Consider the following 22,678-nt stretch of genomic DNA (forward strand, 5'->3'; position numbering starts at 1 on the left):
CAGTTGGGAATGCGCGCCGGCGCCTTGTTTCCAGTCCGGATCGTGGATTTATGCCGCTGCCTTGCGAACCGCGCGTTCGGTCAGCGCCGCATCGCCTTCGAGGCTGGCGACGATATCGAGGCCTTCCGCGCCCTTGCGAGCGAGCAGGACGACGAACTCGCCGTCCGCTTCGATATCGACATGGCCGAGCGACGGGCGCTCGCGCAGTTCTTCGGCGGCGCGGCTGTAGATATCGACCGGCGGGGCCGCCGGGCGGCGCAGCGCGCGCTCAGCCTTGACCACGCCCTTGATCCCGCCCTCGGCGGTTTCGAGGAACGCGTCGAGCGCGCCCTGCGGCACGTCGCAGCGCTTCGCATGGGTCAGCACCGCAGCGAATTCGGTGAGGCGTGTCTTGTCGTAGTCCGCGCCGAAAATCAGCTTCACGCACGGCGTCATCGGCGCGCGGGCCTGGGCGACCAGACCGGCCTGGGTCAGCAGCGAACCATAGGCCTCATCGTCGGTTTCGGCGGCGATCGCGAAATCATAGGCGCGGGCCAGCGCGCGATACAGCGCCGAGCGGCTGCGCGTATCCGATGCGCGGGCGGCGGCGGCGGTTTCGCGGGCGAGCATCAGCCGGTCGCCGAGGCTGGAAGCCGCGGGCGCTTCGATCAGATAGTCCGAATCGGAAACGTCGGGCGAATCGAAGCCGGCGCTGGGGCCGTCGGCCCAGGTCGCGGCGGTGACCGGCGGAGTCGGCGCGACGCGGCGCGACGCTTCGATCTCGGCGTTGAGCTTCGCCTGCGTCTCGGCGTCGACCAGCTCCTTCCAGTTGATGACGCCATAGATGAAGTCGATCGTGTCCTCGTCGGACGAGAAGGGCATCAGGATGCCGCGATACAGCGTGTTGTGGCCGCGGGTGCCGACGAATTCGGCTTCGAAGCCGATCGGCGCGCGATTCGCGATTATCTGGAGATAATGGTCCGTCAGCCGCGAGAGCAGCGAGCGGCTGGGTACCTGGCCGACATGGGTGATCGACGCATCGACGCCGGTTTCCTCGCGCAGCGCGCGGCCGAGATAGCGGATATGCGGGTTCTCGACGCCTTCGGAGAAGTCGAGCAGCACGCTGTGCGGGCCGAAATCGGCGATATTGTCGGGATCGAGATCCTCGATCGACGGATAGGCGCGCCCGCGCAGCAGCGAGACCCAGTGATTATAGGCGCGCACATGCATTCTGCGCTCGTCGGTGCCGATCTCCAGCGGACGGTCCTCGACCGCTTCGTGTTCGACCGGCGACTCAAGCGGACCGTTGATTCCGCGAGACATGTCCATTGCGCGTGCTCCACTCGGGCGACGTGCCCGGTTACCCTTGGAACCGCTTGTGCAACGGGCGTGGTAAACGACGCGTAAATTTGCTGCCGGGCTACGTAGTTTACGCGTTGCGGCGAGGAAGCGGCGCACAACCAAATCGCAACGCTTGTCAGCTACGAATCATGCTGGTAAGCGCCGCCCCTCTCGACGGTGCTTCGCATCGTTTGGCCGCCTTAGCTCAGCTGGTAGAGCATCGCATTCGTAATGCGGGGGTCACAGGTTCGAGTCCTGTAGGCGGCACCACCTACCCTTCCGAAAACGTCCAAAAATCCTCGTAAACCCGCAGAAATGCTGGTAAAATTGGCCATCGGCTGTCCGCTCGGGTCCGCCCCAATTCGCCCTTTTCCGGACGATTTGGGGGCCTCGGTGGGGGGGCAAGCAAATGGTCAGATTCGAGGCCCCCAAATGGCGATAAAAGCATTGGAAATCAGCAGACTACAGCCGCGGACAACTGCGTACAAAGTAGCCGATGATCACGGTTTGTACCTGCAAATTCAGCCCTCAGGCGCGAAGTTGTGGCGATTCAAGTTCCGATTTCGGGGCGTCGAGAAGAAGCTATCCATCGGAAAATACCCGGAAGTTTCGCTAAAAGCCGCGCGCGAAAAGCGGGACGACGCGCGGCGCATGCTCTCCAACGGGATCGATCCGGCCGCCGCGAAACGACAGGCCATTGTTGAAGCGACCATTGGCGCGGCGACGACATTCAGGCTCGTCGCCGACGAGTTCGTCGATAAGATGGAACGCGAAGGGAAGAAGGCTGTCACAATCAAGAAGGCGCGCTGGTTCCGAGATCTCGTCGATCAGGACATCGGCCATCGGCCGGTCTCGGAAGTTACGCCGCATGAGCTTCTGAACGCGCTTCGTAAGGTGGAGCGGAAGGGACATCACGAGACGGCGCATCGGTTACGCGCCTTCGCCAGCCGTGTCTTTCGCTACGCTGTCGTCACGCTGAGGGCGAAGGACAATCCTGCGGATCTTCTCCGGGGCGCTCTGACGGCGCCGCAAGTCACGCACCACGCCGCCATCCTCGACCCCAAGCTTGTCGGCGCGTTGCTGCGTTCGATCGAGGGCTATTCCGGCAAACAGGAGACGCACATCGCGCTGAAGATCGCGCCCCATGTCTTTGTCCGCCCCGGCGAGTTGCGACAGGCTGAATGGCAGGAGTTCGACCTCGACGCCGCGGTCTGGCGAATTCCGGCGGCGAAGATGAAGATGGCACAGCCGCACGCGGTGCCGCTTTCGACCCAAGTGATCGGGCTGTTGCGTCAGCTTCGCGGCCTATCCAACGCCGGCTCCTTCCTGTTTCCGGCATTTCACACAACGCGGCGCTGCATGTCCGAGAACACGCTCAACTCTGCATTGCGCCGGCTCGGTTATGGCGGTGACGAGATGACCTCCCACGGGTTCCGCGCTGTGGCCAGCACCCTGTTGAACGAGTCGGGGTTATGGCATCCCGATGCGATCGAGCGTTCGCTTGCTCACAAAGACCCGGATCAGGTACGCGCTGCCTATCATCGCGGCGCGCATTGGGCAGAGAGGGTACGAATGATGCAATGGTGGTCCGACTATCTCGACCAACTTCGCGATGGAGCGCAGATCCTAACGCCGTCATTCCGCCGCGCCTGACCGGACATTTCGGGAATAACCGTAATCGTCGTACAATCGCTTCGGCTCCAGACGCCGGATACGTTCCGCGACAGGAGGCATCCGACCGCTCTGCCAAAAGCAGCTCACGATCGTTCGCCATACAAATGACGCCCGAGATAATGCTGTAAAAATTGGTCCGCGCGATAGCGCGTCCAATGGTCGAAGATGTCCAGTTGCGCACTCGATACACTCGAAGCGACCGCGGTGGCTACTTGGTCGGCGATCTGTCGTGCCGCGTCCTGTTGCTCGGCAACATCAAAATTGTTGGACGACCATCGCGCGATGGCGGAGTTGATCTTCGCCGTTGGGAGAACCAGGCTAAGAGGGGCTTCCCATGGCTTCCATCGGGCAAGCTTTCTCGCCGTGTTCTTAAACCGCTCAGTTTGGTCACGCGTTGCTGACGCCTTGAGCAAATAATCCAGAAATCCAAAGTGATTCGAATCCCCTGCCTCGGCGAGGCGGGCGGCGACTATGAGGGCAAATTCCGCATGCACGAAGGTACCGGAAACGACCACTTTCTCAACAGGCCGGCGTATGTCCGACGTCAGACTTGTCCTCGCCGCTTGACGGCCCTCGCCGAGCAGAAGCAGATGGATCAGCGCCGCAAGGCTGTGCGAACGCCCGCCCAGGTCCTTCGATTCGATGCGGTCAACCATTGGGCCAATCAGTTCGTCCAAGTCATTCGGGTCGGCATCGAATCGAGTACACTGAATCAACCTCGCCAGCGCAAGGGCGACTACGTCGCGTTCATGAACGCTCTGTATTCCAATCTCCTCATGGGCCTCTCGAATGACGCTCTTGACGGTCGAGAACGTCGCCTGCCGCAAACGGAGCGGCAGTCGGCGAGTGTGGGACATGATTGGCTGGCGAGCCCGTTGCACTAGGATGCTTCGGATCGCGAGCCGTGTCGTCCCATCGAGTGGATTGGTCAGGCTAAATGGCAGTGAGAAGCCACGATGCGGGTCGCTGGGAATGTAGATTCCGTTGGTATCGATCCACCACGCATTGCCCCTCTCCCGATCGCACAAGACGACAATGGGGCGGAGCCCCGCCCACCCCGGATTTTCTCTGGTGGAGCGGGAGGCTCGAGAGCCCGGGGCTTACGTAGCGGCGCGTCTTGACCTGCACCGGCAAACGGCCCTCATTTCGAAGGTCATTCCAGCCGATATACGCGTCCGTGCCTTGCGCGCTGGCGTCGCCGAACACTTCGGCATTCCAGTGATGGCCGACGAGATATTTGAATAGCCCCTCTCCGGAGGCTCCACTGGTTCGACTACGCTGGCCCATCAGCGTCTCTCAAATGAGGGATAGTTGAACGGAAATATGGCTCCCCGAGTACAGCAGAATGCAAGAATTCAACACAGAGTTTAGTCTTCGTACAGCCACTTCCTCGACGGACTGATTGAAATCACAAGCATTGGGGATTGTTGCACGCTGACGGATGCTCGCGACCGCCATTTTTGACGAACAAGGTCGCCCCAAAAAAAGGGCTTGGCAGGCTGCCCATTTCGCATTGATCCAACGGCTTGTCGAAGGTTGCGATGCGCATGTCAGGCGCTGTCAGCGCGTTTGTGCATGATCGGCTAGCTCAGAGACAGACCGAAATAGGATACAGCCAAGGGAGGCAGCTATGAGTGCCCTGAACTCGAGGGCCATATCGACGTCTCCTCATCGCGTTGCCTGCGTCTCCATATCAGGGAAGACGAAGTCGTCCGGTTGATCCGCCGGTTCAACGAGGCTGCTGTTTACCTATTGGGTAATCGCAGAGCGGGGTGCAGCGCGCCAAGCGCGCACGCCGAGTCTTCACGTGCTGGCGGCTTTGCGCCGTTGCTCGGGACGCTGACGCGTAGCGTTGTCAGTACGTGTCAGATGGCTTTGTGCTTGTGCGCGTAGAAGGTTCACGTCCGATTTTCCGGGCGGGAATGGAGCCGATTATGGCGACGCACAACTTCGAAGTTCATATCGGGCTCTCCAAGCCGGTCGACGCACCAGGGCTCGCGGCGATCCCAAATAGCTGGAAGCGAGATCCCGTGCTCGAGCTCGTGTCGCTCAAGGGCGCCCATGAATATGAGGAGCACAATGTCGAAGGGAGATTGATGACGCTGATGACTCGGCACGCAGGCAGCATGCCGGAAGTGCAGGAGCTCGTCAGCGAAGCCGCCGGCTATTGCCGTGGCGAGGCCTCCGCCCGCATCGAAATCGAACAGGTGCTGGTGTCGTGCGGGCGTGATCTCGCAATCGGTCCGGTCGATGAATTCGCATTCGTGCCGACCAACGACGCCTTCCCCAACCTCCAGATGATCCGCGCGACGCCGCCCTACGAGGTGCATTATTGCCTCGCCTGGGACGATCCAGCCGACGCGCCGAGTATGGCCGACGTCGCAACCGTTTGCGCCGATGCATCAATCGGCATCGACGAGCTGGTCGAGTTTGGCGGCGACAAGAAAATCACGACGACCAAATTCTATCGCAAGCTGGACCGGATGATTGCCGAGTTGGCGGGGGACGCCACAGCGTTTCTCGCCGCGCTCGACCGCTCGGCCCTGCGCCTGCGCTACCGGCTGATCGCCGAGCGCATCATCACTTGCGGAATTCCTGTCTGACCTCGGGGAGACTTTCAATGAACATGCTGCGCCGTTCCTTCATCGCGCTGGCGCTTTGCGTAGTCGTCGCCGGATGCAAGCCATCCGAGCCCGCCGCGACGCAATCAGCCACGCCTTTCAAAGTCGCGTTCAACACCTGGCTCGGCTACTCGCCGCTAATCATCGCCAAGGAGAAGGGCTTCCTCAAGAAGCGCGGCCTCGATGTCGATGTGACGTTTATCGAAGGGATCGGCGAAAAGAATGCGGCGCTGCTGCGCGGCGATATCGACGGGGTCGGTCATACCGCCGATTCCGCGGTGACGAGCGCCGCCGCGGGAGTCGACGGCCAGATCGTCTATGTGTTCGACGAATCTTATGGCGCCGATGGCGTGCTTGCGAGCCAGGACATCAAGAGTATCTCGGATCTCAGGGGCAAGCGGATCGCGCTCGAGCCGGGCTTTACCGGTCACTTCTTCGTGCTCTCGTTGCTCGAGGAAGCCGGGCTCGGTCCCAAGGACGTCAATATCGTCGCGATGGAGACCGGCAATGCGGGCAGCGCCTTTCTCGCCCGGAAGGTCGATGCCGCGGCGACATGGGAGCCGTGGATCAGCAAGGCGAAGGAACGTCCTGACGGGAAGATTCTAGTGACGTCGCGCGACCGGCCAGGCAGGATCATCGACGTGCTGTTCATGAATCGAAAGACGATCGAAGCTCGTCCCGCCGACATCCGCAAGTTGGTCGAGGCGATGGACGAGGCGACGGCCTGGTACCGGACCCACCAAGCGGAGGGCGACCAGATCATCGCACGCTTCTGGAAACTGCCGATCGACGAGGCCAAGGCGACCGTTGCCGGCGTACGTTTCTTCGACCGTAGCCAGAATGCCGCCTTCTTCGGAACCAGCGCGGCGCCGGGACAATTGGCGAAGACCGTCGAAAGTGCCAATCGGCTCTGGGCCCGCTCGGGTGTGATCAAGGCTCCAGTCCCCGATCCACGCCGTCTCGTCTATTATGGCGGCGTGTCGAATTGATCGATCGGGTAACGAAGGGGACCGTGTGATGAAGCAGCTTATTGCAGCGGCGTCATTCGCCCTCTTCGTCCTTCTCTGGACAGCCGCGACGGCACTGACTCCCAATGCCGACGTCTTTCTCCCCGGACCGCTGGCTGTGGCGCAGTCGCTGCGCGACCTGTTCCTCAATCGGGGCTTCGCATTCGACATCCTGGACAGCAGTTATCGCGTCATCGCCGGCTTCCTGCTCGCTATGGCGGTCGGTTATCCGATCGGCTTGGCGATCGGCACCAGCCGGACCTGGGAAGCGTGGATCAACCCGCTCAACGAATTTGCCCGCTACTTGCCGGTCGCCGCGCTCATCCCGCTCGTGATTATCTGGTTCGGCATCGATGATCTTCAGAAGGTGGTGATCATCTTCCTGGGCACCGTCTTCCAGTTCGTACCGATGGTCGCGTCAAGTGTTCACCGGGTGCCCGCCAATTTGATCGAGCTCGGCAGAACCATGGGATTTGACAGCGGGCAGCGGGTCCGGCGCGTAGTGATGCCAGCCACGGCTCCCGAAGTTTACGACCATGCTCGTATTTGCCTCGGATGGGCATGGAGCTATCTGATCGTCGCCGAAGTGGTCGCCGCGAATACCGGCATCGGCCATGTCATCATCCAGGCGCAGCGATTTATCCAAACCGCCGACGTGATGGCGGGGATCGTCACCATCGGGCTGATCGGCCTGGTCTCCGACAGCCTGTTCCGCGCGCCGAAGCGCTATTTCTTCCCATGGAGCCGCGCGTGATGGATCGCGAACCCGCACCCTGCGCGCTGGTGTTCGAAGGCGTCGACAAGGGATTTACCGATCGCCGTAGCGCGCGCGTGCCGGTGCTTGACACGATCGACCTGGAAATTGCGCCGGGCAGTTGCGTCTCGATCCTCGGACCGTCCGGCTCGGGCAAGTCGACCCTGCTGCGCTTGGCGGCAGGACTTGAATCGCTCGACGCGCAGGATGCCGGCCTCGTCAGCGTCGGTGGCAGGCCGCCGGGCGACCCCTCGGTCAGGTCGGCGCTGGTGTTCCAGGCCTATTCGACGTTCCCCTGGCTCACCGCCGAGCAGAATCTCGCGCTGGCGCTCAAGCAAGCTGGCGTCGTAAAGGCGGAGCGCCGCGAGGCCGTCCGCGGACACCTCGCGAATGTCCGTCTGCTTGAGCACGCCCGCCAATTCCCGGACCGGCTATCGGGGGGGCAACGTCAGCGCCTTGCGTTTGCATGTGCGATCGCGCGGCAGCCTGAGCTACTCCTGCTGGACGAGCCGATGGGTGCGCTCGACACGCTGACGCGCGAACATCTCCAGCTCGAATTGCTCAAGCTTCGCCGCCTGTTGCGCCCGACCACGGTGCTGGTCACGCATGACCTCGCCGAGGCGGTATTGCTGGGAGAGCGGGTTATTTTGCTCTCGAATCGTCCGGCCCGCATCCTGCTGGATCTCGATGCGGCCGCCGGCAAGCCGTGGCTGACCAACCCGGAGATGGGCACCGAAACACTCGAGAGCAAAGTCGAGGCCTATCGACGCGGCAGCACGCTGCTGTCGCTCACCAACGCGTTGCGTGATGCGCTGACCCAGGATGGGAGGGGGAATGGCAGATGACACGCCGCGCATGCTCCAGGCGTTGCTCGACCGTATCGTTCGCGAGACCGATACCTTCGAGCATCGCGAGCATGGCAAACCTTTTCTTCCGAGCGACGGGGAATTGTTCAAACGCGTCGAGTTCGAGCAATACTGCCTGGATATCGAACGATTGCTCGGATGCGATCCGGAGACACTCGGTGCCCCGAGTGAGGCACGGCAATTCGCTACTACGCTGTTTCATGCGAGCTGGATGTATATCCCGACGGCGGGGCTCTTCCTCGACTCGGATGGGATGTTCCGTGCGCTCAAGCTGAAGGACGGCCACCGCAACTGGCAACAGACCGCGATCAGCGATCGCATCCGCGAGATTGAACGCGCGCTGAGCAGCGAGAGCGGGACGATGTCGCGCTCGAGCGGCGGCACGTTCATTCAGCCAATCCAGGTGGAATTTCCAAGCCTCCTCGTCCTTTATGTGACCGGTGTGACCAAGGACGCGCCGCCACGCTATTATACCGTGAAGGTTCGGACATTGACGCAAGCGGGACTCGACAAGGGCACCGGCCTTCAGGAATTGCTGGACGCCATCGCGGCAGGCGACAATGACGCATTCTATTCGATTCACTATGCGGGCTTCCCCGGCGACGATCGCCTGCGGGCCTTTCCCGAAGAAGCGCAGGCCAGGCTGGAGAGCATGCGCGCTCGGCTTGAGCAGGGATTGCATCCCCTGCAGCAAAAGGATGGCCGACGCTTTCTCGAGGCGATCACGCTGCATTTCCAGCGCCAGTGGGGCGACCGTGAAACGCAGCTGCTGACGCGCGAGCGAGCGCAGAGCGATGTCGCGCACGAACTCTGCCACGATCTCTACGATGCGCTAGCGATGCTCAAGAACGCGCGTGCATCGGTCCGCGCCGACGATCCCGAAACCTTGCGTTCCGTCGTGGCGGCGATCGAATGCGTACGTGCCGGATTCGCAACTCCCTGGCTGTTGCGTCACAAGGGCAAAGACGGACAGGCTGGCCCGGTCTGGGTGGAGGCGCGGGCGCCTGCGCAAGCGGAAATCGACACGTTGTTCGCGCTGTTCGACCGCAAATTGCAGATTATCTGCAATGGAGCGCGGCCATTGCCACGGAGTGTCAAGGTGACACGCGAGCTATGTATCGACGGCGTTCCCGTCGGCGCTCCGCTGGTCATCGATATTAGCCAGCCCGCCGATGTCAGCGACGCGGCCGAAGGCGAAGAAGTCATTCCCCCGGTGCTCTGGCCGTGCGCCTATGACAATAGCGACTCGATCTTCGACCGCGAGGGGCAGCGCAGCCTGTTGTTCAGCCCACACGCCGAACTAATACGCAACGCTGTCGCCGCGGCCGAAAAGATGGACGATCGAGCGGCTGCGCTTGGCATTTCCATTCGTATCGACGTCGCTTCGGATGGGTCGAGCATCAATGGAATGGTCCAGAGTGGACTCAAGCGCAGTCAGGGTTTGTCAGGCGCGGCTAGAAAAATACCGCTAAAACTTGCAGCAATGAGCCAGGGGCTAAGCGCCAAGGTCTTTCTGCGGGACGGTTGTCTTGTAGTCACTTGGGAGCTGGTCCTCTAGGGGAGGACTGCAAGATGGCCGTCAAGCCGCGAAAACTAGTGTTTTTCATTATCGACGACGACGACGAGAACGGTCTGCAGTTGCCCGACAACTGCAAGATCGAAATCTGGCGCTCGCCCGGTGAGACCGGCGCAATCAATGCGCCCAGCGTCAGCAGCTGGTACGATCATTGTGTCCAGGCCTATGGTCACAAGGAGATCACGTTCGACGCGCTTTCGATTGACGTCAATTTTCACCGCGACGCGACCGATCCGATGTGGTTCCTGAGCGCTAATCCGCCGCACGACATCTGCACCGGCCTTTACCATGGCCTGACGGCGATGGCGCGGCGCCGCGGCCATGATGAACACGGCAACGCGCTGCCGTGTGCCTGGGAAGTGCGCACCGTCGCGCCCGATATGGATCTAACCCGCGATCAGGAAGTCGAAGTCGCCAGGATCTACGGGTTGCTGTTGGCGCTCGCCAATCCGATCGTCCCGGGCGACACCTTTGTCGGGCTCCCCGATGATGGGCAAAGCAGTTATCCCGATCTCGTGCTCAACGCCTTCCGCGCGCAGCCGCCCCGCAGTGGCGTCGCGATCGACTCGATCAAGAATCTGCTGCCCAAATGGCGGGACCGGATGACCGAGGCGGTGGCGGGCAATCGCGTCCGCGTCGATATCGCCCGGCTGCAGAAATTGAAGGCGGCGGTGGTCAAGGATCTCCACCACCGCGGCAGTGGTTCGATCCTCGACAGCAGGCATGCCGTGATCACCCTGCTCAATCGCGACAAGGTCGCATGCGAAAAGATCGAGCTCGCCTCGATCTTCAACGACGAGCAAGTCGAGACGGAGGCAGATTTTGATACGATCGTGCAGCCCTGGCTTGACGATCTGATCGGCGAGCCGGCGATGCCCTTGGGTGGCTTTGTCGGCGCGGCTGTCGAGTGGATCGAGGCTGCTGGCCATTATCTGCGCGAGCACGAATTCCCGCAGAATGCGCCCCAGCGCTCCAAGAAATACAAGGATCTTGCGATCCAGCTGCGTATGCTGATCCTGGTAGGGTACCAGGTCGCATCGCGGCTCGACGGGAAGCGCTTCCCGCCGGCGACCCAGCAGAATCTGGCGAGCGCGCTGAACTTTGTGTGGCACGAGCAGATCTTCATCCGCCCACTCAAGAACCTGCTCCCGATCACGTCGGTCGAAACCCCCACCGCGCTCGACAAGCAGGTGCTGCAGCCGATGGGCGATGCGACGCTCGAGCTGCGGTTCGCGCCCGAACTTTGCCAGACGCTGGCCAATATTCTCTTCGAATGCGACCTCGAGGAAAAAGCGCGCAGCGGTTTCCCGGCGCTGCTCGATTACTTTGACCCTGTTTGAAGTTTTTGCCGCCGGAAATGGAAAAGGCGGCAGCGCCGGCACCAGCGCTGCCGCCTTGGTTCGCGCCTATTCGGCGGTGGCGCTCCGCTCTACCGCCACCGGCGGCGCCACAGTGCGGCGGGCTTCGCGGCCTTCGCGCCGCGCCTTCACTGCCTTGGCAAGGCGGTGCGGCACCTCGAAGGCGAGGCGGATCAGGACGTAGATCGCGACCGCGGTCTCGAGATCGATGCGGCCAGCGAGGAGCTCGTTATAGTGGTGCTGGACCACCATCGACGAGTGGGTTGCGTGGATGCTCAGATCCGCCAGGCGGGGCACCGAGCGAGCGATGTTCAACATCTTGCTCATGGTTTCATCGTCCGTCTTTTTGGCGACTGCCCATTGGGCGGCCCCTGGTCTCCGGAGATCGTGGGGCGCTGCCGCCACGATCTCCGTTGAGTCCGAGATAAGGCCAGTTTTCCGGATTTGGTTGACACGGCCTGTGCGCAGCCGAAACCTTTCGCTGAGCGAGCGAGCCCCGAATCGGGTTTCGGCCTTCGGCGTGATCGCTGGCGCGGGCGGCGGGGCCGGCCTCAAAAACGGAGCGGGGCTGATGACGCACACTGCCGGCTAACGCCGGGCAGGGTGCGGCGCCGATCGCGGCCCCGCGGCGATCCGGCTGCGCAGCCGGGCGTCGCGCCCGGTTTCAGCGCGGACGACATCTGCCGCCCGACGCTCGAAGCCCGGTTCGACGCCGCTGATCCGCCTGCTCCGCTCGGGGTGCCTGCCTCTGCTGCGAGCGGCTGCGCCGCTGACCTCTAGCTATGGTGCGTCAAACCTTTTGGCGTCGCCCCCGGTTGGATCGGCTCGATTGGTTGCTCGGCATCTGCCGCTGCCGCTAGCCGCCGCTTGGCCGCCTTTCTCCTCCGTTCCCAAGCGCTGATTTCGGAATCCCGCCATCCGATGCAGCGTTCACTGATCTGCACCTTTTGTGGGAAACTTCCTTGATCGACCATCCGGTAGAGCGTTGATCGGCTGAAGCCGGTGCGTGCGAGAACCGCTGGAAGGCGGAGGATACGTTCTGGCTTTTTGGTCGGCATGACATGTCTCATAAGCGATGAAATGGTGGATCGACCTCCAAAGCGCGTCGCGCGGATCCCGCGACTTCAAGTTCCTCAGCCCGCAAGGGGGTCTCTTCGAACATCCCGCCTGATGTGATCTCCACTGTCCTACTACCGCTTCCCGCGAAGGCGTCGACATACCAGAGTTTGAAGGGGCCATCTGGGGTCGGCTTGTGCTTAAGCACCGTCGTGTAGAAGCCGAGATAGCCCGCGATGACATCAAGTTTGAGCTCGGTCCACGTCCCGCCGAACTTGTGTGTTCCACCTGGCAACTGATCGCTCCAATGCTGAATCTGCGGGAAGGGTAGAGGTCATTACGGTCTCGTGGCAAGAACAGCCGGTGATCAGTTCGCACACTCCTAGATTAGGTTGAGCGTCCGATCTGCCACACTTTTCAATTTGCTTAGGCCAGTGAACCTAGAATCCGATTGCGCGAAAATCGGTTTCGCGAAGCGACATTGGGCGGCGTGCGCTTGGCGGGATTGGAGGGGCACGTCAGAGAATTCCGAGGCTACCGGCGCGTGAAAGCGGCCGTCAAGGATGCGCGGTTCCCCCAATTTGCTGCGCAAATCGGCTCCCCCACGCCCCGCTTCGCGGCGCCCTAGGGGCGTCCCTGACTGCCACTTGCACGACCGGTTTCTGGACTGCGTCTCGACCTTGAGGCGACACGAAAGGAGCCTGTCATGAACATGATGTCCGCTGTTCAAATCGCGAAGATCGATCCTGTGGCTGCACTGATTCAGAGCCTGACCTCAGGTCCCGACGCGGAAGGAGCTGCGTCAATTGCACGCTATTTTGTCGACAGCGAGTTGGCCGATTTCTGCTGGAGCGCGCGTCAGCGCGAGGCATGGATCGGCGAGTATCAGAGCCTCGATGGTGACGTTGAAACGCTCGACCGCATCGTGATTTTCAGCGTCTTCGACGGGCGGTTTCACGTCGGAATTGCGCCCGTCGATGGCGACGGATGCGTACACGATCTGCGGCAGCATCGCAGCTTCGCCAGCTTCTGGGATGCCGACGAAGCATTCGAGCGGCTTCGACAGTGAGGTCGATTTCTACACCGGGAGCGGCGTCATCGGCGTCGCTTCCGGTGCTTTTGTCATGTGCTCGGACTTGGCCGTTGAAGGTGGCAGGAAGGGGGCACGGGAAGGCAGAATGGGGAGGAGAGGCGCGCAGGAGGGAAGAAGGGGTATATGCAAGATAAAGCGAAAAACGGCTCACAGCATTTTTCGAGCTAACACTTTGTCTGCACATCCTTTTTTAGAGAGATGGTTTGTCTCGCGACTACTGCCTTGCGAGACTGTTATGACGACCGTACCCTTCAAACCCGCAGAGTTCCGTTGCTTTTCCGCGAGATACTTGCGGCCATCGGGCGACCATTCGCATATCCTCAAAGATGGCACAGGACGAAGACTTTTTCGAGATCAGGCCCGGACGCATCGGTTCGAAGGGCGGGCGCAAGCCGGGCATGCAGGCGAAGATCCTGGCGCGCACCGCCCGGCTGGGCGGCAACCCGCGACGGGTAGGCGGGTCATCGCCTAACACGGGATCGCCGACGCCCCGAACCGGGCGCTTCAATGCACGAGGCCGCGGCGCAAAGTTCGCGGCGGCGTTGCCGCGCGGATCGGGCTGGTCGGTCGATGGCCGGAGCGGCGCTCGCGTTCGGCCGCGCCGGGTCGCCGTGAAGGCCCGCGTCGTGAAGCTCGCCGGCAAGGCTGGGGCGGTCGGCGCGCACCTTCGCTACCTTGAACGCGGTGGCGTCAGTAGGGAGGGCGAGCCGGGCCCCTTCTATTCGACATTCGCTGACGAGGTGGATGGCAAGGAGTTCGCCGGACGCGGGAGCGGTGACCGTCACCAGTTCCGGTTCATCGTCTCACCCGAGGATGGCGGGAAGTTCGATACACTGAAGACAATGACCCGCGACCTGATGGCGAAGATGGAGCAGGACCTCGGCACCAACCTCGACTGGATTGCCGTCGATCACTTCGACACCGGGCACCCGCATAGCCACATCATCGTTCGCGGTGTCGCCGAGGACGGCAAGACCCTCAACATCGCCGGGGACTACATCGCCCATGGCATCCGTCACCGCGCCTCCGAGATCATGACCCGCGCGCTTGGGCCACAAAGCGAGCTGGAACTTCGCGAACAGCTTGCCCATGAGGTGGATGCCGAGCGCCTGACCCGGCTCGATCGCGCGATCCTCCAGCGCGCCGAGGACAACATCGTCGATCTCCGCCAGGATCGGGGCGCGATGGGTGGCGACAACAGCTTCCAGCAAATGCTGATTAGCCGTGCCCGCCAGCTTGAGCGGTTGGAACTCGCCGAGCCGACCGGCAGCTGACTTGGTCGCTTGTACCCGACCTGGAGAAGACACTGACCGATCTGGGGCGGCGCGGTGACATCATCCGTACAATGCACAAGGCGATAGCGCTGTTGCCGGAAGGGCGGGGTCTGCAACCGACTGCGATCCACGACTCGGTTCGCAACCGCGAGCCGATCATCGGGCAGGTCGTCCAGCGTGGCGCGGCTGGCGATCATCATGATCGCCGATACCTGATCGTCGATGGGATCGACGGGCGCACCCACTATGTCGATATTGGTATCGACAATCTGCCGACGCCACGCGGCAGCCTAGTGAAGCTAGAACCGCGCCAGATCGAACCGCGGAAATCGGACCGCACCATCGTTGAGATCGCCGGGGCCAATGGTGGGCGCTACAGCGTTGATATCCATCTCCGGCATGACCGCAACGCCAGCGAGGATTTTGCCAGGGCGCATGTCCGCCGGCTGGAGGCGATCCGGCGCGCGACGGGCAATGTCGAGCGCATGCCCGACGGCAGCTGGAAAATCGCGCCCGATCATCTCGATCGCGTGCGCGAGTATGAGCGTGGCCGGGCTGACAAGTCTCCGATGACGATCACGACGTTGTCACGGATCTCGGTCGAGAAGCAGGCAACGCTCGATGCCCCGACCTGGCTCGACAAGGAACTTGCCGCGCATGAGCCGATGAAGCTTGCCCCCCATGGCTTTGGGAAGGATCTCAACCGGGCGTTGTATCTACGTCAGCAATGGCTGGTCGATCAGCATCTCGCCGATATCGATGGCGAGCAGCTGCGGCTTCGCCCCGGCACGACGGATGCCCTTCGGCAGCGCGAGATCAGAACGTTGGCCGGGCAGCTCAGCAACGAGATGGGCATGGGCGTTCGAGAAGCCATATCGGGCGAGCGCATCGATGGCATCTATCGGCGCTCGGTCCAATCCGCATCAAACCGCTTTGCCCTGATCGAGCAATCACGCGAGTTCGTGCTGGTGCCGTGGCGCCCGGAGATGGAGCGGCACATCGGCCAGCAGATCACCGGTATCCCGCGCGGCGACTCGATGAGCTGGAACGTCGGGCGCGGCCGTAGCGGACCAACGATCAGCCTGTGACGCGGTGCGAGATCGTAGAAAAAGAAAGCCCAGCGTGCTCCCGGCTCCCTACCCTTGTCGCGCCAGATCGCGACAATAACGGACACCGCCCGCCAGGCGGTCAGCGGACCTCTTGAGGCCGGTTGGAACCGGAAGCAGATCGAGCAAATGAAGACATTCAAGACACGCCATCAGCTGTTCCTGTCGGAGGAACTGAGCAAGCGCCTGGCCCAGCGAGCCAAGGTCACCGGCAAGCCGAAGTCCGACATCCTCGTCGAGGCGCTGGATGCCTGGTTCAATCGCCGCGACGGCGGCGGGAACTTTGAGGCCCTCGAAGTCCGCGCCAACGGAATTGAGCGGAGGATCGAAGCGCTCGGAAGAAAGCAGGGCATCTTCTGGGAAGCGTTTGCCCGAATGCTCCGCCACCAGCTCGCTATGGCAACTGTGTTGCCGAAGCCCGACGAAGCTGGCCGCGCGTCCGCAGCCCGCCAGTTCGAGAACTTTATCGATCAGATGGCCGAGATGCTGGCGGGTAAGGAACCACCCGCAACCGATGATCCTGCAATCGAAAAGCTGAGGAAGCTGCATTGAACGACGAACGCATCTCGGTTCGAATTCCGGAGGCCTGCCGGCTGATCGGGATCGGTCGATCGAAAGTCTATGAGCTAATCGCCGCGGGCGATATCGAGACGATCAAAGTGGGCGTGCGCAGGCTTGTGTTGGTGAGCAGCCTCACAGCGTTTGTTGAGAAGCGGCGATCTTAGCGAACTCAATGGCGGCCGTGCGACCCAATGCGGTCACTCTATGGCGTTTGCGTCAAACCTGGAAGCGGCCAATCATGGTATCAGCGTGGCTGCCGCTACAGAAGAAGGGTGTAATGGCAATGCCGGTCGACCCAAAAAACCATCATTGCGATCCGATCCGCTTTGACAAAGCCCAGACCCGTCGAACATGAAGGCCGCCAGGGGGTAGGTGTCGGTGGCTAACAGTTTCTACGAACGGCCGATTCTCAACTCGCCCTACGAGCCGCCGTCGCTCTACCATCCGCTCGACGATACCGGCCAGCCGATCGAAGGCGAGCCGATCAAGGGACGTCGCCCGTCGAAGTTCATCGTGCCAGTGCCTGCGTCGCGGAAAAAGGCTGCCGCGGCGCAGGCGTCGCTCGATCTCGAAACCTACACTGAGAACGCGAAGATCAATGAGATCCGCGGCTATCTCGAAACGTGGCGCGCAATCCCCAATCCGGCCGACTGGGGCGTAACGCCGGTGACGCAGCGTCTCCTCGAACACTGGCGCCGGCCGGGAGAGCAATGGGCGGGACCTCACCCCTTCTTCTGTCAGATCGAAGCGGCCGAGACGATGATCTGGCTGACCGAGGTCGCGCCGCGCCGGGCCGCCACCCGCGGCCTGCTCGACCAGATCGCCAAGGACAATGAGGAAGCTAATCCGGCGATCTTCCGTCTCGCAATGAAGATGGCCACGGGCAGCGGCAAGACGACTGTGATGGCGATGCTGATCGCCTGGCAGGCGATTAACGCCGCGCGCAAGGAGACCAAGGATTTCTCGCGCGCCTTCCTGATCGTGGCGCCGGGCATCACGATCAAGGACCGACTGCGCGTGCTCCTGCCAAGCGAGCCGGGCAATTATTACGACACGCGCGAGATCGTGCCGCCGGAGATGCTGCCCGAGATTCGGCGCGCCGAGATCGTCATCACCAACTATCATGCCTTCCAGCACCGCGAGACGCTGTCGATGCCCAAGGCTGCGCGCAGCTTCTTGCAGGGCAACGATCCCGAGCCGATCCGGACGATCGAAACCGACGCCCAGATGCTTGAGCGCGCGTGCGACAAGCTGCTGCGGTTTGAGCGCGTCAACGTCATCAACGACGAAGCGCATCATTGCTACCGGCACAAGGTCGGCGGCGATGCGGAAGACACGCTAACCGGCGACGAGAAGAAGGAAGCCGAGGAGAACGAGAAGGCCGCGCGCCTGTGGATCAATGGCATCGAGGCGCTGGACCGGCAGCTCAAGAAGGGCAAGCGAAGCGGCGGTGCGCGCGCGGTTTACGACCTGTCTGCGACCCCGTTCTTCCTGCGTGGCTCGGGCTATCAGGAAGGGACGCTATTCCCGTGGGTCGTGTCTGACTTCAGCCTGATGGACGCGATCGAGAGCGGGATCGTCAAGCTGCCGCGCGTCCCAGTCACGGACAATCTCGTCCAAACCGACACGGTCGTCTATCGTGATCTGTGGAAACACATCGGCAAGTCGATGCCGAAATCGACTGCCAGCGCGAACAAGCTCAGCCCGTTCGACCTCAATCCGCTTCTGCTGACCGCCCTCAACTCGCTCTACAGCCACTACCAGGGCGAGTTCGAGCGGTGGCAGAAGGCGGGCATCGGCGTGCCGCCGGTCTTCATCGTCGTTTGCCAGAACACCGCCATCTCGAAGCTGGTGTTCGAGTGGATCGCGGGGTTCGAGCGCGGTGATGCCGAGGCCGGCGAGCGCGCGGCGTTCCACGCCGGCCATCTCGAACTATTCCGCAACTATGACGAGCACGGCGGCCGCCTCCCGCGTCCGAGGACATTGCTCATTGATTCGCGCCAGCTTGAAGCGGGCGAGGCGCTCGACAAGAATTTCAAGGAAGCCGCGGCGGCCGAGATCGAGCAGTTCAAGCGCGAGCTCGCCGCCCGCGAAGGCGCCGGCAGCGTCAAGGGCGATGTCAACGAAAGCGACCTGCTGCGTGAGGTGATGAATACCGTCGGCCGTCCCGGGCGGCTCGGCGAGCAGATTCGCTGCGTCGTCTCCGTCTCGATGCTGACCGAAGGGTGGGACACCAACACCGTCACTCATATCCTCGGCGTCCGCGCGTTCGGCACGCAGCTGCTGTGTGAGCAGGTCGTCGGCCGCGGGCTGCGCCGCCAGTCCTACGAGCTCAACAAGGACGGCCTGTTCGACGTCGAATATGCCGACATCATGGGCATCCCGTTCGACTTCGCCCGTTCGCCGCAGAAGGTCGATCCCAAGCCGCCCAAGCCGGTTACCCGCGTCCATGCGATCGCCGAGCGCGCCGACCTCGAGATTCGCTTCCCGCGTGTCAGTGGCTATCGCCGCGAGCTGCCGTCCGAGCGGCTGAACGCCGAGTTCGACGAGGACAGCCGCCTCGTCATTACGCCTGAGGATATCGGCCCGACCTCGGTGACGATGGAGGGGATCGTCGGCGCGGGCGTCACCATCACGCCGGAGGTGCTGGCGCAGCTCCGCCCGTCGGAGATCAGCTTCAACCTCGCCAAGCATCTGCTCTACACGCATTTCCGCGACGAGGACGGCTTCCCCAAGCAGCATTTGTTCCCGCAGATACAGCGGCTCGCGCGGCGCTGGATCGACGGAGGCTATCTGGTCACCAAGGGGGTGCCGATCGGCGCGATCCTCTATCAGGAACAGCTCGCGCGCGCGGCGGAGAAGATCGACATCGCCTGCACGCGCGGTGGCGGCGGCCACATCGTCGCGGTGCTCGATCCCTACAATCCGAGCGGATCGACGCGGCATGTCAACTTCATCACGACCAAGGAGTGCTGGAAGACCGGCGCCCGGCCACCGCGGTCCCAGATCAGCCACGTCGTCAAGGATTCGAGCTGGGAAGTCGCGCTGGCGCAAGCATTGGAAGGCCATCCCCGCGTGATCGCCTATGCCAAGAACCAGGCGCTCGGCTTCGAGATTCCCTATCTCGATGGCGGTGCCATGCGGCGCTATCTGCCCGACTTCCTCGTTCGCCTCGACACAGGCGCCGAGCCGCTCCATCTCGTGCTGGAGATGAAGGGAAAGCGCGACGAGAGCGACAAGGCGAAGGCCCAGACCGCTCGCGAGCTTTGGGTGCCCGGCGTCAACGCTCTCGGCGGCTATGGCCGGTGGGCCTTCGCCGAGTTCACTGATCCCTATACCACCGAGGACGAGTTCACCGCATTGGTCACCAAACTGATCGACGGGGCGGCCGCCTGATGGCCAAGAAGCCCGGCATCCCGAAGCAGATCGACGCGCTGCGCCATGGCGAGGCGACGCGGCGTAATATTCCGACCGCGGAGATGGAGAGCTTCTTCCGGCGCGAGGAAGACACGCATCCGCTGCCGCCGAAACATTATCCCCGCGCCCGGCCTTTGGCCGAGGGTGAGACACGAACCGAAGAGGAGCCGAGCGTGCCCGAGATCATCTGGAACGGGGCGCGGATCACGATCACCGAGGCGCAGCAGGCCGAGCTTGCCGCGACCGGCACACTGACCCTGTCCGACGCGCAACTCGTCTGGCGCGGCAAGGATCGGCAGGACTGGTCCGACCTCGTCGTCAACGTGCCGCCGCTCTACATCCAGGAGAAGATCCACCCCAAGGCGATCATCGACGACCTCAAGCGCCGCACCGCCGAGCGGCGCGAGGCGACCACCGACGCGCCCGACCTTTTCGCTGACTTCAACGGCATCGAACCCGACCAGCGCGCCGAATTCTACCAGCACGACCAGCATTGGTCGAACCGCATGATCCTGGGCGACAGCCTGCAGGTGATGGCCAGCCTGTCCGAGCGCGAAAGCCTGAAGGGCAAGGTGCAATGCATCTATTTCGACCCGCCCTATGGCATCAAGTTCAACTCGAACTGGCAGGTCAGCACCCAGTCACGCGACGTGAAGGACGGCAAGCAGACCGACATCAGCCGCGAGCCCGAGCAAGTGAAGGCGTTTCGTGACACCTGGAAGGATGGCATACACAGCTACCTGACCTATCTGCGCGACCGGCTGACCGCGATGCGCGATCTACTGACCGAGAGCGGATCGGTCTTCGTGCAGATCGGCGATGAGAATGTGCACCGCGTGCGGACGTTAATGGACGAGGTTTTTGGGACGGAGAATTTTGTCAGCCAGATCACCGTGGTCAAAACGGCTGGGCGGTCTGCCGCTTACTTGCCGGGCGTATCAGATGCGATCCTATGGTATGCTCGCAACGCGCCGACCCTTAAATATCGCAAGCCTTTGACAGCGAAAGGCTTGGAAGACGATAATGCCAACGTTTATCGTTGGTTAGAAGTAGCCAATGGTGAGCGACGTCGCCTATCGGATGCGGAACTCGTGACGTTCGAGAAAAGCGATGGTCGCGTATTCCGTCTTGACAACTTCACCTCACAGAAGCCGCCCGGTTCTTTCGAATTCGAACTTTTCGGGAAGACGATGCGGCCTGGGAGTCGTTACTGGTCGACTGGGGAGATTGGAGTTGCTCGTTTAAAACGAGCCAACCGGTTGGTGCCCTCCGGCTTCTCAGCGGCCTATGTTCGCTACATGGACGACTTTGGTGCGAAGGAGGTCGGGAACGTATGGACCGACACTGGAACAGGCAGCTTCACGGACGATAAGGTTTACGTCGTCCAGAGCGGGACCAAGACGGTCGCCCGCTGCATACTCATGACCACCGATCCCGGCGACCTCGTCCTGGACCCCACCTGTGGCTCCGGCACCACGGCCTATGTCGCCGAGCAATGGGGCCGGCGCTGGATAACGATGGACACCAGCCGCGTTGCGCTAGCGCTTGCCCGCACGCGGATAATGTCGGCGCGCTATCCCTGGTATTTGCTCGCCGACAGCCGCGAGGGCCGCGCCAAGGAAGCCGCGCTCACTAGGACGGTGCCGCTAGAAACACCGGTCCATGACGATCTCCGCCAAGGCTTCGTCTATGATCGCGTGCCGCGCATCATGCTTGGGAAGATAGCCAACAACCCGCTGATCGACGATATCTGGGAACGGTATCAGCCCACCCTGCAAGGCATCTTGAATGGGCTCAACCACATGCTGGGCACCAAATGGGAGGAGTGGGAGGTTCCGCGGGATTTGCCGGAGGACAAGCGCGAGTGGAATGCGCACTATGGCGTCAAGATCGCCGAGCAGACGATCGCGCAGGTCGATGGCAAATGGCCCAATGAGGTGTGGAAGACCGCAGGTGACCTTCACGATGCCTGGTGGGAGCAACGCATTGCCCGCCAGCGCGAGATCGACGCCAGCATCGCCGCGCGCGCCGATGTCGAGTATCTCTACGACAAGCCCTACACCGACCCCGCTCGTGTCCGTGTTGCGGGGCCGTTCACGGTCGAGAGCCTGTCGCCGCACCGCGTCCTTCCCGCCAGCGAGGAGGAGCTGATCGAGACGATCGACGCAGCCGACGGCAAGCGCTCCGCCACGGATGCCGATCTGGCAGGCGCCGACTTCGCGGGAATCGTCATCGAATATCTCAAGGCCGAGGGCGTCAAGCAGCAGGCGAAGGGCGACCGCATCACCTTCGAGAGCATCGCGCCCTGGCCCGGTAACTTCATCGGCGCCGCCGCGACCTTCATCGAAGGCGAGGACGGCCCGGAGCGCCGCGCCGCGATCCTGGTAGGCCCCGAATACGGCACCGTCGGCCGGCAGGATCTCGTCGCTGCCGCACGCGAGGCGGTGGACAACCGCTTCGACGTGCTGATTGCCTGCGCCTTCAACTTCGACGCGCATTCGTCCGAGCTCGACAAGCTCGGCAGCCTCACCATCCTGAAGGCGCGTATCAACCCCGACATGCATATGTCGGAGGAACTGAAGAACACCGGGCGCGGCAATATGTTCGTCGTGTTCGGCGAGCCCGATATCGACGTGCTGGACGTTGGCGGTGCAACGGTCCGCGTCAAGGTGAACGGCGTCGATGTGTTTGATCCCAACACCGGCGATATCCGCTCCAGCGACACCAAGGGCATCGCCGCCTGGTTCATCGACACCGACTATAACGAAGAGAGCTTCTTCGTCCGCCATGCCTATTTCCTTGGCGCGAACGACCCCTACAAGAGCCTCAAGACCGCCCTCCAGTCCGAAATCGACGAGGACGCCTGGGCGACGCTCTACTCTGACACGTCCCGCCCGTTCGAGCGCCCGGCCGGCGGACGGATCGCGGTGAAGGTTATCAACCACTTCGGCGACGAGGTGATGAAGGTGTTTGGGGTTTAGGGATGGGAGGGGAT

At 62.3% G+C, this 22,678-nt stretch carries 18 protein-coding genes and 1 tRNA gene; 15 read left to right on the forward strand and 4 right to left on the reverse strand.

From position 1 onward, the window contains the following. Positions 1-48: 48 nt before the first annotated feature. Complete coding sequence (locus tag HHL13_RS21320; RefSeq protein WP_169557990.1) at positions 49-1,308, reverse strand: hypothetical protein; 1,260 nt, start codon at positions 1,306-1,308, stop codon at positions 49-51. Positions 1,309-1,514: 206 nt separating this feature from the next. Between HHL13_RS21320 and HHL13_RS21325 the strand changes: the two genes are divergently transcribed. Both HHL13_RS21325 and HHL13_RS21330 read left to right on the forward strand, forming a co-directional pair. Continuing rightward, positions 1,515-1,590 (forward strand) — tRNA-Thr (locus tag HHL13_RS21325). A 162-nt stretch (positions 1,591-1,752) separates the two neighbouring features. Continuing rightward, a complete protein-coding gene (locus HHL13_RS21330; RefSeq protein WP_169557991.1) occupies positions 1,753-2,973 on the forward strand; it encodes an integrase arm-type DNA-binding domain-containing protein in 1,221 nt (406 codons plus the stop codon). Positions 2,974-3,077: 104 nt separating this feature from the next. Here the strand turns inward: HHL13_RS21330 and HHL13_RS21335 are convergent, their stop codons facing one another. Continuing rightward, positions 3,078-3,671 carry a hypothetical protein gene (locus HHL13_RS21335; RefSeq protein ID WP_169557992.1) on the reverse strand — a complete coding sequence of 198 codons (594 nt, stop codon included), beginning with the start codon at positions 3,669-3,671 and terminating at the stop codon, positions 3,078-3,080. A 1,185-nt stretch (positions 3,672-4,856) separates the two neighbouring features. Here HHL13_RS21335 and HHL13_RS21340 point away from each other — a divergent pair. The 6 genes from HHL13_RS21340 to HHL13_RS21365 are packed head-to-tail and all read left to right on the forward strand — an operon-like array spanning position 4,857 to position 11,158. Then, entirely contained in the window at positions 4,857-5,597 is a 741-nt protein-coding gene (locus HHL13_RS21340; protein ID WP_169557993.1) for a hypothetical protein, read from the forward strand. A gap of 17 nt (positions 5,598-5,614) precedes the next feature. Continuing rightward, positions 5,615-6,604, forward strand: a complete 990-nt coding sequence (locus HHL13_RS21345) for an ABC transporter substrate-binding protein (RefSeq protein ID WP_169557994.1) — start codon at positions 5,615-5,617, stop codon at positions 6,602-6,604. Between the two features lie 28 nt (positions 6,605-6,632). Then, positions 6,633-7,376: an ABC transporter permease gene (locus HHL13_RS21350; RefSeq protein WP_169557995.1), complete on the forward strand. Its 744-nt coding sequence runs from the start codon at positions 6,633-6,635 to the stop codon at positions 7,374-7,376. Then, positions 7,376-8,221, forward strand: a complete 846-nt coding sequence (locus tag HHL13_RS21355; RefSeq protein WP_169557996.1) for an ABC transporter ATP-binding protein — start codon at positions 7,376-7,378, stop codon at positions 8,219-8,221. Before HHL13_RS21350 ends, HHL13_RS21355 begins: the two co-directional genes overlap by 1 nt. Then, positions 8,211-9,800, forward strand: coding sequence for a hypothetical protein (locus tag HHL13_RS21360; RefSeq protein WP_169557997.1), 1,590 nt, complete (start codon positions 8,211-8,213; stop codon positions 9,798-9,800). Before HHL13_RS21355 ends, HHL13_RS21360 begins: the two co-directional genes overlap by 11 nt. Before the next feature lie 14 nt (positions 9,801-9,814). Continuing rightward, entirely contained in the window at positions 9,815-11,158 is a 1,344-nt protein-coding gene (locus HHL13_RS21365) for a hypothetical protein (protein WP_169557998.1), read from the forward strand. 66 nt (positions 11,159-11,224) lie between these two features. On the opposite strand, the gene HHL13_RS21370 is transcribed toward HHL13_RS21365, so the two are convergent. Continuing rightward, on the reverse strand, positions 11,225-11,503 hold the full coding sequence (locus tag HHL13_RS21370; protein WP_169557999.1) for a hypothetical protein: 279 nt from the start codon (positions 11,501-11,503) through the stop codon (positions 11,225-11,227). A gap of 449 nt (positions 11,504-11,952) precedes the next feature. Then, positions 11,953-12,234: an AlpA family transcriptional regulator gene (locus HHL13_RS21375; protein WP_169558000.1), complete on the reverse strand. Its 282-nt coding sequence runs from the start codon at positions 12,232-12,234 to the stop codon at positions 11,953-11,955. A 704-nt stretch (positions 12,235-12,938) separates the two neighbouring features. On the opposite strand from HHL13_RS21375, the gene HHL13_RS21385 reads away from it, so the two are divergent. From HHL13_RS21385 to HHL13_RS21410, 7 genes are all read left to right on the forward strand, one after another. Then, entirely contained in the window at positions 12,939-13,301 is a 363-nt protein-coding gene (locus HHL13_RS21385) for a hypothetical protein (RefSeq protein ID WP_169558002.1), read from the forward strand. A 350-nt stretch (positions 13,302-13,651) separates the two neighbouring features. After that, a complete protein-coding gene (locus HHL13_RS22665) occupies positions 13,652-14,599 on the forward strand; it encodes a hypothetical protein (protein WP_240953951.1) in 948 nt (315 codons plus the stop codon). A gap of 41 nt (positions 14,600-14,640) precedes the next feature. Next, positions 14,641-15,687 carry a DUF3363 domain-containing protein gene (locus HHL13_RS22670; protein ID WP_240953965.1) on the forward strand — a complete coding sequence of 349 codons (1,047 nt, stop codon included), beginning with the start codon at positions 14,641-14,643 and terminating at the stop codon, positions 15,685-15,687. A 147-nt stretch (positions 15,688-15,834) separates the two neighbouring features. Further along, on the forward strand, positions 15,835-16,257 hold the full coding sequence (locus tag HHL13_RS21395; RefSeq protein ID WP_169558003.1) for a hypothetical protein: 423 nt from the start codon (positions 15,835-15,837) through the stop codon (positions 16,255-16,257). Next, a complete protein-coding gene (locus HHL13_RS21400) occupies positions 16,254-16,430 on the forward strand; it encodes a helix-turn-helix domain-containing protein (RefSeq protein ID WP_169558004.1) in 177 nt (58 codons plus the stop codon). The genes HHL13_RS21395 and HHL13_RS21400 overlap by 4 nt, the downstream gene beginning before the upstream one ends. Before the next feature lie 214 nt (positions 16,431-16,644). Then, positions 16,645-19,662, forward strand: coding sequence for a DEAD/DEAH box helicase family protein (locus HHL13_RS21405; RefSeq protein ID WP_169558005.1), 3,018 nt, complete (start codon positions 16,645-16,647; stop codon positions 19,660-19,662). After that, on the forward strand, positions 19,662-22,664 hold the full coding sequence (locus tag HHL13_RS21410) for a site-specific DNA-methyltransferase (RefSeq protein WP_169558006.1): 3,003 nt from the start codon (positions 19,662-19,664) through the stop codon (positions 22,662-22,664). Before HHL13_RS21405 ends, HHL13_RS21410 begins: the two co-directional genes overlap by 1 nt. Positions 22,665-22,678: the final 14 nt, after the last annotated feature.

Source organism: Sphingomonas sp. G-3-2-10, assembly GCF_012927115.1.
In the GTDB taxonomy this organism is placed as follows: domain Bacteria; phylum Pseudomonadota; class Alphaproteobacteria; order Sphingomonadales; family Sphingomonadaceae; genus Sphingomonas.